The organism is Streptomyces sp. TRM68416, assembly GCF_014596915.1.
GTDB lineage: Bacteria > Actinomycetota > Actinomycetes > Streptomycetales > Streptomycetaceae > Streptomyces.
The window spans coordinates 272,648-284,669 of the sequence record NZ_JACVWU010000001.1 but is presented as its reverse complement, the minus strand read 5'-3'; the positions used below and the strand labels follow the sequence as shown (position 1 = coordinate 284,669).

Genomic DNA, 12,022 nt, shown 5'->3' with positions numbered 1-12,022 from the left:
GAGGTGAGTCACAGGGGGCGTGGCTCGGCTCAGTACCAGCCGTTGGACTGCCAGAAGTTCCAGGCGCCGCAGGCGCTGCCGTAGCGGTCCTTCATGTAGTCCAGGCCCCACTCGATCTGGGTGGCGGCGTTGGTGGCACCGGCGAGGGCCTTTTTCGGGGAGGCGATGCGGCGGAGGAAGGAAGCGGCGATGCCCGGATCTTCGCTTCTGGGTTGCGAGCAATAAATCGGTCCCGCTGGAAATCCTCGCGCGACTTGCGGCAGACACTGACGATACGGTCAGGATGGCTGTTGCTCGGCACCAGCGGGTTCCGAGGTCTGTGCTTGAAGAGCTCCGCTCGGACGAGTGGAGCGCTGTCCGAGAAGTAGCACGGGAACGGATCGAGAACAACTCCGGAAAGGCATAGATCCTGAGAACTGGCGATTCTGGAAGACGCATGCGCGGCGCGGCGGAATTTCAAGCCATGCTTCGTGTTTCGAACGAGAGGAGCCTGGGGCGCCTGACCTCTAGGATCCTTCGCGAGACTCCTCTGGAGCTCGATGAGGCCAAGAGTCGCGAGTACTGGAAGGACGAGGGGCTGCGGGATGTGAGATTCCCGGTGCTGCTGGAGGAAGGGCTGAGCCCCGAAGGCATGATGTGCCGACTTTTGGCCGCCGCCTGGTCGTTGGGCGGCCCGTGGACGGTGCTGAGTGTGGGGGAGCCGTATGTGCCGGGGTGGGAGTTCGTCGCCATTGCGGATCATCGCAGCGCGACCATGAGTATTCCGGGAGTGGAGTGGATCAGGATCTCGCTTCTCCTGGATTCAGCCGGATGAGCTGCCTTTTGACGCGCTGCAGCGGTCCTGGAGAGACGTTTGCGGAAACGAAGACGCACCCGTGCGGACACGGGTGCGTCTTCGTTGGTCGTGGCTCGGCTCAGTACCAGCCGTTGGACTGCCAGAAGTTCCAGGCGCCGCAGGCGCTGCCGTAGCGGTCCTTCATGTAGTCCAGGCCCCACTCGATCTGGGTGGCGGCGTTGGTCTGCCAGTCGGAGCCGGCGGAGGCCATCTTCGAGCCCGGGAGGGCCTGGACGAGGCCGTAGGCGCCGGAGGAGGCGTTGGTGGCGTTCACGTTCCAGTCGCTCTCGTGGTCGACGATCTTCGCGAAGCACTGGTACTGGGCCGAGTCGCCGACCATCTTCTTCGCGATCGCCTGCGCCTCGGAGGCCCCGGTCGTGGCGGCCTGTGCGGGCGCCGCGGCGACGATCGAGCCGACGGCGGCGGTGGCCACGGCGGCACCGGCGAGGGCCTTCTTCGGGGAGGCGATGCGGCGGAGGAAGGAAGCGGCGGACAAGGGGTGACCTTTCGTCGGGGACAGTAGGTCGCTGCGTGCCGTGACCACGCGGTGCGTGGCGGGGACATGCGTCGGCGCCGAGGCCCGTGGGGCACGTCGGCGCCGTGCGACGTCATCCAGAGAAACAGGTCGGGGAGGGGTCCGCAATGACCCCTTTTGCTAGTTGTGGTCGTATGTGGGGTACACGTGTTTTGTGTGATCTGGCTCTCAAAGTGCAGGTCAGGAGCCGTTATGGCGTGGACATGGCGTCCGATTTGTCCAACTAAGGGGGATCGTAGGTGATGTGGGTCATGTGGGGTGGTTCACCATGATCCTTACGGGCTGTGCGTGCCGCCTTACGCAGAGGGTGCGTCGAAGGTGACCGGCGCCTCGAAGGCCGCCCGGCGGGTGGCCCGGCGCAGACCCCGCAGGAGCGTCGGACCGACGACGAGCGTGAGGACGACCGTGACCACCGCCCGGCCCAGGTCCCAGCCGAGGGAGGTGGCCAGGCAGTACGCGACGAAACGGGCCAGGTTCGCGGGCACGCCGGCCTCCGGGTCGAAGGCGATGTTCGAGGCGAGGGCGCCCATGAAGGGCCAGCCCGCCATGTTCATCGCGGTGCCGTAGGCGAACGCGGCCGCGAAGCCGTACGCCGCCAGCAGCCAGGCCTCGGCGCGGCCGCGCAGCCGGGCGGCCCCCGGGAGCAGGCCCGCGCCCATCGTGAACCAGCCCATCGCCAGCATCTGGAACGGCATCCAAGGGCCGACCCCGCCGGTGAGCAGCGCGGACGCGAACATCGTGACGTTGCCCAGGGCGAAGCCGAAGCCCGGACCGAGCACCCGGCCGCTGAGCACCATCAGGAAAAACATCGGCTCGATGCCCGCCGTCCCCCCGCCGATCGGGCGCAGGGCGGCCCCCGTCGCGGCGAGCACCCCCAGCATGGCGACCGCCTTCGGGCCGAGTCCGGACTCCGAGATCGCCGCGGCGACGACGGCGACCAGCAGGATCAGCAGGCCCGCGAAGAGCCACGGGGCGTCCTGGGTGTGGGTGCCGAGGGTGGAGGTGGGCGGGGCGAGGAAGGGCCAGCCGAACGCCACGACGCCCACGGTGCTGACCAGGGCGAGGGCGGCGACGGAACGCGGGCCGAGGCGGATGGCGTGGACGGCGCGGTCGGCCTTCGAGGGTGTTGTGGGGGGCCTCGTCATGCCAGGGCCTCTCTGACCTGGGCGACCGTCAGCCACTTCTGGGGGGCGAGGATCTTGCTGACCTGGGGGGCGTAGGAGGGGGACGTCACCACTACGTCCGCGGCCGGGCCGTCGGCGATCACCTCTCCGTCGGCCAGGAGCACCACGCGGTCGGCCAGCTCGGCGGCGAGTTCCACGTCGTGGGTGGCCAGGAGGACGGTGTGGCCCTCGGCGGCCAGTGCGCGCAGGTGGGTGACCAGGCGGGCCTTCGCCGCGTAGTCCAGGCCGCGGGTGGGTTCGTCGAGGAGGAGCAGGGGCGGGCGGGCCGTGAGGACGACCGCCAGGGCGAGGGCGAGGCGCTGGCCCTCGGAGAGGTCGCGGGGGTGGGTGTCGTCGGCGACGCCCGGGAGCAGTTCGGAGACCAGGTGGCGGCAGGTGCCGGGTTCCGCGTGGGCGTCGCGGTCGGCGGCGGTGCACTCGGCGGCGACCGTGTCGGTGTAGAGGAGGTCGCGGGGGTCCTGCGGGACTAGGCCGACTCTGCGGACGAGGTCTCGGGGGGCTGTTCTGTGCGGTACGGCGTCGCCTACGCGTACGGCGCCGGCGGACGGTTGTACGAGGCCTACGAGGGAGGCGAGCAGCGTGGACTTTCCGGCGCCGTTGCGGCCCATGAGGGCGACCGTTTCGCCGGGGGTGAGGGTGAGGTCGACGTGGCGGAGGGCCTGGACGGTGTCGCGGCGGACGGCCAGGGAGCGGAGTTCTGCGGTGTGGGGGGTGGGGGGTGTGGTGGGTGTGGTGGGGGTGGTGGGGTCCGGGGACTGCGTGCGGCGGAGGAACGGTCGGCGGCGGGGGGTGGTGTGTTCCTGTGCCGTGGGCTGGGGCTGGCCGGGGGTGGGTGCGCTTGCCCGCGCTTGCGGGGTGCCGCCTGCGCCCACCCTCCCCCACGCTCGACTTCGCTCGCGCGGGGGGACCCCCATCGCCCCAGCGGCACGACTGCCCGCAGGCTGCGCAGGTTGTGTTGGGGTTGGCGGGTTCAGGGCTGCCAGGCGGGTTCGGAGGGGGGCTGCCTGGCGGCGGGCGTCTCGGATTGTTAGGGGGAGGGGGGTCCAGGAGGCCAGGCGGCCCAGGGCTACGACCGGGGGGTAGACCGGGGAGACGGCCATGATGGATGCCGGGGTGTCGAGGGTGGGGGGTGTGCCGGGGGATGGGAGGAGGGCGACCTGGTCGGCGTACTGGATGACGCGTTCCAGGCGGTGTTCTGCCATGAGGACGGTGGTGCCGAGGTCGTGGACCAGGCGTTGGAGGACCGCCAGGACCTCCTCCGCGGCCGCCGGGTCCAGGGCCGACGTCGGTTCGTCGAGGACCAGGACCTTGGGGTGCGGGGTGAGGACCGAGCCGATCGCCACCCGCTGCTGCTGGCCGCCGGAGAGGGTGGCGATGGGGCGGCCGCGCAGGTCGGCGAGGCCGAGCAGGTCCAGGGTCTCCTCCACGCGGCGGCGCATCACGGCCGGGGCCAGGCCCAACGACTCCATGCCGTAGGCGAGTTCGTCCTCGACGGTGTCCGTCACGAAGTGGGCGAGCGGGTCCTGGCCCACCGTGCCCACCACGTCGGCCAGTTCACGCGGCTTGTGGGTGCGGGTGTCGCGGCCGGCCACCGTGACGCGGCCGCGCAGGGTGCCGCCGGTGAAGTGCGGGACGAGGCCGCTGACCGCGCCGAGGATCGTGGACTTGCCGACACCGGACGGGCCGACGAGGAGGACGAGTTCGCCTTCCGGGACCTCGAAGTCCACGCCCTGGACGGTGGGTTCGGCGGCACCGTCGTACGTCACGGAGACGTTCTCGAAGCGGATCACGACGGCTCCTTGGGGGCGGGGACGAGGAACGCGGGGAGCAGGCCCAGCAGGATCGCCGCCGCGGGCCAGAGGGGGAGGGTGGGGGCGACCAGCGGGATCACGCCCGGGTGCAGCGCCTCGGGGTCGAGGGAGGAGGCGAGGGCGAGGAGTGCGGCCACCGCGGCGCCGGACGCCGTGACCAGCCACGCGCGCAGGTCCCAGGGGTCGGGGCGGTAGCGGGTGCGCGGGGTGCGTCGGCCGCCCAGGCGCAGGCCGGCGAGGGCCGCGGCGACGCCGACGAGGAGTACCGGCATGCCGTACGTGCCGCCCTCCGCCGTCAGCAGTCCGTACGTGCCCGCGCAGACGCCGAGCAGGCCGCCGAGGGTGAGGGCGGCGGTCGTACGGCGGACGCGGGCGGGAACCTCGGCGGTACGGCCGTAGCCGCGGGCGTCCATCGCGGCGGCGAGGGAGACCGAGCGCTCCAGGGCGCCCTCCAGGGCCGGGAGCCCCACGTGCAGCAGGCCGCGGATGCCGCGGTCCGGGCGGCCCCGCAGACGGCGGGCGGCGCGCAGGCGCTGGACGTCGGCGATGAGGTGGGGGGCGAAGGTGAGCGCCACGACCACGGCCACACCCATCTCGTAGAGGGCGCCGGGCAGGGACTTCAGGAGGCGGGAGGGGTTGGCGAGGGCGTTCGCGGCGCCCACGCAGATCAGGAGGGTGGCCAGTTTCAGGGCGTCGTAGAACGCGAAGAGGAGGCCCTCTGCGGTGACCTTGCCGCCCAGGCGGATGCCCTGGGCCCAGTCGGGGAGGGGGACTTCCGGAAGGGTCACGACCACGTGCGTGCCGGGGACGGGGGAGCCGAGGACGACCGCGAAGGCCAGGCGGATGAGGAGGACGGCGAGGGCGAGCTTGGCGAAGGCGCCGTAGGAGCGGGACCAGGGGGTGGGGCGGCGGCAGGCGGCCACGACGTAGGCGGACGTGGCGATGAGGAGGGCGAGGAGGAGGGGGTTGGTGGTGCGGGTGGCCGCGGTGCCGAGGGCGAGGGACCAGAGCCACCAGGCGCCGGGGTGGAGAGGGGTGTGGCCGTGGGAGTGGGTGCGCAGCCCGGCGCGACCGGGTGCCGCTGCGCCCGCCCTCCCCCACGCTCGGCTTCGCTCGCGCGGGGGGACCCCCATCGCCCCAGCGGCGCGACTGCCCGCAGCTGCGGCGGGTTGGCGGCCGGCCGGGGCGGTCGGGGTGTTCGCGGCGGCCGGTGCAGGGGGTGGGCTATCCATGCCTGCGTCGGCGGGACTGCCAGACTGCCGCCGCTCCTAGTGCCGCCACTCCTGCTGCTCCCGCCCACAGGCCCACCGAGGGGCCGCCGCTGTCCTCCTCGTCGGTGTTGTTCCCCTTGGAGGGCTTCTCCTGCGTGGAGACGGGTTCTCCGCAGCCCTTCCTCGGGTACCCCGAGATGGCGCAGAGCAGGGCGTTGGTGTCGTAGCGCAGGGGTTTGGCGACCGAGGCCAGCGCCTCCGCCGTCGTCGCGTCGGGGGCGACCGTGGCGCAGGCCGTGCGCTGCGGCGGCGGGGTCTCGCCGGACGGGGCGTCCTTGGGCGTGCCGAAGTCGATGACGAGGGCCACCCGCTTGCGGTCCTCCCGCGCCGGGGTCCTGGCGCAGATCGTCGCGAAGGTCGCCGTACCGCGCGGTTGGGTCGCGTCGGCGGAGTCCTCGCTCACCGCGAAACGGAAGCCCTGGACATCGCCGTCGGAGGGTACGGCGGTGGACGGGCCCTGACTGGCGTACGTCCACCGGTCGCCGTCGCGGTCCCAGAAGGACCAGTAGCGGTAGCCGACGGCCTGCGCCTCGGCCGCGCCCGCCCAGAGGACGAGCGTGGCCAGGAGCAGTGCGCAGCCGCGCCGGATCACGCCTGCCGCCCCTTGTTGCGGCCGCTGATCAGGAAGCCGACGCCGATGCCGCCGACGAGGCCGACGCCGATGATCCACCAGACGCTGACGCCGCCGTCCTCGTCGTCCTTCTTCTTCTCCTCGGCGGCGGCCTTCGTCTCCGTCTTCGGGGCCGGGCCCGTCGCGTTCAGCTGCTTCACCAGGTCGGTGCCGCCGAAGGCGCGCGGGTCGGCGCCCGCCGCCTCGGCCGCGAGGACGAGCTGGGCGTAGGCGGCCGGGCCGTTCGCCTTCGCCCAGTCCGCGGAGTTCTGCTCCAGCCAGGTCAGCGGCTTCTGCGCCGCCTTCTTCCCGCCCGTCACGGCGAGCGCGACGACCGCGTCGGCGGTGTTGCCGTAGTCGGGCTGGTCCTCGGAACCGGCGAGGGCGGACTTCAGGTGGCCGTCCTTCTTCAGCGTCGCGGCGAGGTAGGAGGCGCCGTTGGCGGCGGGGGCCGCGTCGTCGCAGCCGGTGCCCGCCTTGTCGTCGGCCTGCGCCGAGACCATGCTCAGGCCCAGGACACCGACCACGGCCGCCGCCGTCGCGTCTCCGTTGGCCGTCAACTTGCCCTTCTTGTCCGGCTGGTAGGCGAAGCCGCCGCCGTCGGCGCAGGGGATGTCCAGCTTCCCCAGGGCGTCGAGGGGCGACTTGCCGCCGGTCACCACCGTGCCGGGGTCCTGGCCGACGGCGGCGAGGGCGCCGACGACGAGGGAGGTCGAGTTGGCGTCGGTGGGGCTGCCGGGGGTGTAGCCCCACCCGCCGTCCTTGTTCTGGACGCTCTTCAGCCAGTCCGCGGCCTTGACGGCCCGGTCCATGTGCCGGTCGTCGTCCAGCACCGACAGGGCCTGGGCCGCGACCGCCGTGCTGTTGGTGTCGACCATGACCTCGGCGTCGCAGGCCTTGGCGGGCTCGGCCCGGAACGCGGCGAACGCCCCGTTCTTGCACTGCTGCCCCAGCAGCCAGTCGACGGCCTTGTCGGCGGGCTTCACCTTCGTGCGGTGCTGCGCGATCAGCGCGAGGGACTGGCGCCAGACCCCGTCGTACGTGGGGTCGGAGTCGCCGTACAGACCGGACGGGAGCGCCACGGACGGTGACGGCGACGGGGACGAGTCGGCGGCCATGGCGGGCGTGGCCGTGCCGATCACGACGGTGGCGGCCAGGACCGCGGCGCTGCGGCGGACGTTCATGATCGGCGGATGCCTCTCCCTGATGGGAGCCGGGCAGCACGGGACACACCCCGGGCGGCTCGGCTCCGTAGACCTCGACGGTGCCGCGCGCCGACGGATGCCGGCGCACGTGAGCCCTTCACGATCCGTACAGGGCAGTCCGGCTTGGCAGACGGGATCTGCTCACGGTTGCGGGTCAGCGCCGGATTTGCACCGGCTTCCCCCCGTACGGGCGTGATGACGACGCGGCCACTCTACCGGCCCGTAGGGAAGCGGCTGTGGGGCGGTTAGGTTCGTGCCCATGGCGATCACGGGGAGACTGCTCGGCTCGGGGCGCGCGGCGGACGTGTACGAGATCGACGGGGCGTGGGTGCTGCGCCGCGACCGCGAGGGGTGGGGCGACGCGCTCGCGGAAGGCGCCGTGATGGAGCACGTACGGGCGCACGACTACCCGGTGCCGCGGGTGCGGCTCGCGGACTCCTCGCGTACGGAACTGGTGATGGAGCGGCTGTCGGGGCCGACGATGCTCCAGGCGGTCGGTGAGGGGCTGATCGCTCCGCGCGAGGCGGGGGAGCTGCTGGCCGGGCTGCTGCGGAAGCTGCACGCGGTTCCGCCCCGGCAGTCGGGCCGCGGCCGGATCCTGCACCTGGACCTCCATCCCGACAACGTCATGCTGACCCCCGACGGCCCCCGGGTGATCGACTGGAGCAACACCGAGGAGGGCGACCCCGGCCTGGACTGGGGCACGTCCGCGGTGATCCTGGCCCAGGTCGCCGTCGGTGACGAGGAGTTCGCCGGAGTCGCCCGCGCGGGCCTCGCCGGACTGCTCGCCGACCCCTGCGCGCTTACCGAGGAGGGGCTGGCCGAGGCGCGGCGCCGACGTGCCGTGAACCCGACGATGAGCGCGCGGGAGGTTGAGGTCCTCGGGGCGGCGGAGGACCTGATCCGCGCGTTCCTCCCCTAGGACACCGGCACCGGGGACGTGACCTCCGTCGCCTGGCAGAGGACCAGGGTGAGGTCGTCGTAGGGGGCGCCGCCGGTGGTGTGGGCGAGGACGCTGGTGTGCAGGCGGTGGAGGGCGTCGTCGGGGAGGGGCTCGCGCAGGGCCCGGGTCACCTCGGGGAGGAGGGGGAACGGGGTGCCGTCGGGGGCACGGGCCTCGGTCAGGCCGTCGGTGTGCAGCAGGAGCCGGTCGCCGGGCTGGAGGCGTACGCGGTACTGGGGCGGGTCGGGGTGGAGTCCCAACGGCGGGCTCGGCACGGCCGGTTCGAGCAGCTCGGCGCGCCGCCCGGACCGTACGGGCGCCGGGTGGCCGCAGTTGACCAGGCGGACCTCGCCCGGGGCGAACTCGGCGAGCAGGGCCGTCACGAAGTCCTCCGGGCCTAGTTCCGGGGCCAGCCGCTTGTCCAGGCCGGTGACGACCGCGGGCAGGTCGGGTGCCGTGTAGGCCACCTCGCGGAACGCCGTGAGGGTCGCCGCGGTCAGCCGCAGCGCCTCAAGGTCGTGGCCGCGGACGTCCCCGACGAGGATCCGGAGGCCGAACGGCGTCATGGCGACGTCGTAGAGATCCCCGCCCAGCGTCGACTCGGGGGCGGCGCTCACGTAGCGCGTGCACACGTGTGTGCCGGACAGGTCGCGGGAGATGGGGCGCATGATGACCCGCTGGGTGATCCGGGCGACCTCGCGGGCGCTGTCGAGCGCCGATTCGAGGCTGGTGCGGCGGTGCGCAGCGTAGACGGTGAGCGCGCAGCCCAGCAGGAGTCCGCCGAGGCGCAGCGCGGTGTCGGCGCCCGGCGGCACACCGTGACCGAGGCTCGCCGCCACCGCGAGGGCCAGCGCGGCGCAGGAGACGAGGGCGGTCTGCCGGACGCTGAGCCACGCGCAGGCCAGCAGCGGGCCGATCAGCAGCAGCGCGACCAGGGTGAACACGTGCACACCCGATCCCGTGTCCATGGCACTGGCACTGGCACTGGCACCCATTGGCTGTTCCTTCGCTCCCTCTCGCCCCGCACGCGTTGACCGAATATCCCCCATCCGCCCCTCACGGAGAGTGACTTGACCGTCATCGATCGAATGGGTACGGGCCTGCCGTCTTTCGTGCCGCTTGCTTCCGGTTCACGCACAACGCGCCAACCGGGCCCTGGCGGGCGACAGACTGTCCGGGGTGTCGGGGAAGCAGAGGGAACAGTGGGAACCGAGGCCGGGGAACCTGCCGCCGGAGACGCGCCGATTCATCGGGCGCTCCGCCGAACTCACCTGGCTGACAGCGGAGTTGTCGTCCGGAGGGGAAGGGCGGCCGCTGAGTCTCGTGGGCGCCGGCGGGGTCGGCAAGACGGGCCTCGCGCTGCGCGCCGCGGGCCGTGCGCGGGAGGCGTACCCGGACGGCGTCTGGCTGGTGGAGCTGTCCGCGCTGCGCGCCGACGGGCTCGTACCGCTCGCCGTCATGGAGGCGCTCGGGCTCGCCGACCGCACCACGGGCCCTGCCACCGCGGCCGTTCTCGCCTGGGCGCGCGACAAGCGGCTGCTGCTGATCCTCGACTCCTGCGAACACCTGCTCGCGGGCTGCGCCGACCTGGTCGCCGACCTCACGGCGGCCGCGCCCGGGGTGCGCGTCCTCGCCACCAGCCGGGTGCGGCCGGGGCTGCCGGGGGAGCGCACGCTGACCGTCGAGCCGCTGCCGGTGAGTGATCCGGAGACCGGGCAACCGGGCGACGCGGACGCCCTGTTCGCCGAGCGGGCCGCGGCCGTCGTACCCGGCTTCGCCCTCGACGCCGCCACCCGGCGGCAGGTCGCCGCCGTCTGCCGCAGCCTCGACGGCATGCCGCTCGCGATCGAACTCGCCGCCGCCCGGCTCTCCGGGCTCACCCTCGGCGAACTGGAGTCCCGCCTCGGCGCCCGTTCCGCCCGGCTGGACCTGCTGACCGCCGACGGCGATGACGACGAGAACCTGTCACGCCATCACGCCCTGCGGACCACGATCGGCTGGAGCCATGAGCTGTGCGCCCCGCTGGAACGCCTGCTGTGGGCCCGGCTGTCCGTCTTCGCGGGAAGCTTCACCCCGGAGGCCGCGACCTGGGTCTGCGCGGGCGGCCCGCTGCCCGCCGACCAGGTGGGCGAAGGCCTGGACCGGCTGGTGGCCTGCTCGATCGTGCAGCCCGGCCGCGCCGACCCCACCCGCTTCCGGATGCTCGACACGGTCCGCGAGTACGGCGCCGACTGGCTGCGCGAGCTGGGCGAGGAGGAAGCCGTACGGCAACGCCACCGCGACCATTACCGGCGGCTGCTCCGGCAGGCCTGGGCGGAGTGGAACACCGGCCGCCAAGTGACCTGGTGCGAACGCCTCCTGTCCGAACACGCCAACGTCCGCGCCGCCGTCCACCACGCCCTCGACGGCACCGACCGCCCCCTCGCCCTGGAAATGGCAGCCAACGCCGGCTTCCTGTGGCGCCACTGCGGCCCCCTGCGCGACGCCCGCCACGTCCTCGAACGGGCGCTGGCGGGGGAGATGCCGTCTGGTGGAGGCGGCGGCCGGGGGGTGGTGGGGGGTGCGCCGCCTGGTGAGGGGCGTGTGCGGGGGCTGGCGGGGGATCCGCCCCCGGGTGAGGCCGGTTCCCGGGGGGTGGCGGGGGATGCGTCGTCTGGCGACGGTCGGGCGCGGGGGATGGCGGGGGGTGTGTCGTCGGGTGAGGCCGGTTCCCGGGGGCCGGCGGGGGATGCGCCGCCCGGTGAGGCCAGTACCCCTGCGAAGACCGGTGACGTGCTGCCCGGTGAGGCCCGTATCCCTGCGAAGACCGGTGACGTGCCGCCCGGCGAGCCCCGTACCCGTGCGTCGGCCGGTGACGTGCCGCCCGGTGAGGCCCGTACCCGGGCCCTGTGGGCCCTGGGGGCGACGGCGTTGTTCCAGGGGGACCTGGAGACGTTGGCCGCGTGCGCGGGCCTCGCGGCGGACTCGGCTCGGGAGCAGGGAGATCCGGCGGCGCGGATGGGAGTTCGGTATCTGGAAGGGGGGTGGCTGGTGTTGTGCGGGCGGCCGGCGGAGGCGGTTCCGGTGCTCGCCGCCGAGCCGTGGCCGGCGCTGCGCGAGGACGGGTTCGGGACCGCTCAGCTCCAGACGTGGCTCGTGCTGTCCTACGCGCACCTGATGCTCGGCGCGCCGGAGGCCGCCCGCGCCGCGGCCGTGCGGCTGCGTGACGCCTGCGCGCAGCGCGGCGAGTGCTGGGCGGGGGCCTTCGCCGACTACGTGATCGCCCAGATCGACCTGGCCCAGGGTGACGCGCACGCCGCCGCCCGGGGCCTGCGCACCGCGATCCGCAAGCACGACCTCATGCACAACGCCGTCGGTCTCGCCACTGCCCTCGACACGCTGGCCGCCGCGTCCGTCGCCCTCGGGGACGGCACGCGCGCCGCACGCCTGCACGGCATCGCCCACCGGATCTGGGACCTGACCGGCGGCGAACAGATGAGCTCCCCCGACCTGATCGCCGCCCGCCGCGCCTGCGAACTCGGCGCCCGCGGCGCGATCGGCGACGCTGCCTACGACAAGGAGTACGCCGAGGGCCGCACCCTGCCGTACGAGGAGGCGCTGCGGTACGCGACGGGCGGGACGTGACCTG

10 protein-coding genes, 1 pseudogene and 1 riboswitch are annotated in these 12,022 nt (G+C 73.3%); of the genes and pseudogenes, 3 read left to right on the top strand and 8 right to left on the bottom strand.

The features are described from left to right. Window positions 1–29: 29 nt before the first annotated feature. A pseudogene (locus tag ICC28_RS40250) lies at window positions 30–134 on the bottom strand (lytic transglycosylase domain-containing protein); the annotation flags it as partial. 302 nt (window positions 135–436) lie between these two features. Here ICC28_RS40250 and ICC28_RS01245 point away from each other — a divergent pair. Continuing rightward, window positions 437–814: a hypothetical protein gene (locus tag ICC28_RS01245; RefSeq protein WP_188286451.1), complete on the top strand. Its 378-nt coding sequence runs from the start codon at window positions 437–439 to the stop codon at window positions 812–814. A gap of 100 nt (window positions 815–914) precedes the next feature. Here ICC28_RS01245 and ICC28_RS01240 read toward each other — a convergent pair whose 3' ends face one another. The 6 genes from ICC28_RS01240 to ICC28_RS01215 form a co-directional block, all read right to left on the bottom strand. After that, window positions 915–1,331: a transglycosylase SLT domain-containing protein gene (locus ICC28_RS01240; protein WP_188286450.1), complete on the bottom strand. Its 417-nt coding sequence runs from the start codon at window positions 1,329–1,331 to the stop codon at window positions 915–917. 335 nt (window positions 1,332–1,666) lie between these two features. Beyond that, the gene (locus ICC28_RS01235; RefSeq protein WP_188286449.1) at window positions 1,667–2,515 is read right to left on the bottom strand and encodes an ECF transporter S component; all 849 of its coding nucleotides are present in this window, start codon (window positions 2,513–2,515) and stop codon (window positions 1,667–1,669) included. Then, window positions 2,512–4,344, bottom strand: a complete 1,833-nt coding sequence (locus tag ICC28_RS01230) for an ABC transporter ATP-binding protein (protein WP_188286448.1) — start codon at window positions 4,342–4,344, stop codon at window positions 2,512–2,514. Before ICC28_RS01230 ends, ICC28_RS01235 begins: the two co-directional genes overlap by 4 nt. Continuing rightward, window positions 4,341–5,498, bottom strand: a complete 1,158-nt coding sequence (locus ICC28_RS01225; protein ID WP_188286447.1) for an energy-coupling factor transporter transmembrane component T — start codon at window positions 5,496–5,498, stop codon at window positions 4,341–4,343. Before ICC28_RS01225 ends, ICC28_RS01230 begins: the two co-directional genes overlap by 4 nt. Window positions 5,499–5,589: 91 nt before the next feature. Then, a complete protein-coding gene (locus ICC28_RS01220; RefSeq protein ID WP_188286446.1) occupies window positions 5,590–6,228 on the bottom strand; it encodes an SCO2322 family protein in 639 nt (212 codons plus the stop codon). Further along, window positions 6,225–7,430, bottom strand: coding sequence for a prenyltransferase/squalene oxidase repeat-containing protein (locus ICC28_RS01215; RefSeq protein ID WP_188286445.1), 1,206 nt, complete (start codon window positions 7,428–7,430; stop codon window positions 6,225–6,227). Before ICC28_RS01215 ends, ICC28_RS01220 begins: the two co-directional genes overlap by 4 nt. Window positions 7,431–7,545: 115 nt before the next feature. Next, window positions 7,546–7,681: riboswitch (cobalamin riboswitch) on the bottom strand. 29 nt (window positions 7,682–7,710) lie between these two features. On the opposite strand from ICC28_RS01215, the gene ICC28_RS01210 reads away from it, so the two are divergent. Further along, window positions 7,711–8,373, top strand: a complete 663-nt coding sequence (locus tag ICC28_RS01210; RefSeq protein WP_188286444.1) for a phosphotransferase — start codon at window positions 7,711–7,713, stop codon at window positions 8,371–8,373. Here ICC28_RS01210 and ICC28_RS01205 read toward each other — a convergent pair. After that, window positions 8,370–9,389 (bottom strand): PP2C family protein-serine/threonine phosphatase, encoded by a 1,020-nt coding sequence (locus ICC28_RS01205; protein ID WP_188286443.1) that lies wholly within the window; start codon window positions 9,387–9,389, stop codon window positions 8,370–8,372. The two genes, ICC28_RS01210 and ICC28_RS01205, sit on opposite strands and share 4 nt — an antisense overlap. A gap of 184 nt (window positions 9,390–9,573) precedes the next feature. Here ICC28_RS01205 and ICC28_RS01200 point away from each other — a divergent pair, with 184 nt between their 5' ends. Continuing rightward, window positions 9,574–12,018 (top strand): ATP-binding protein, encoded by a 2,445-nt coding sequence (locus ICC28_RS01200; RefSeq protein ID WP_188286442.1) that lies wholly within the window; start codon window positions 9,574–9,576, stop codon window positions 12,016–12,018. The last annotated feature ends 4 nt before the right edge of the window (window positions 12,019–12,022 follow it).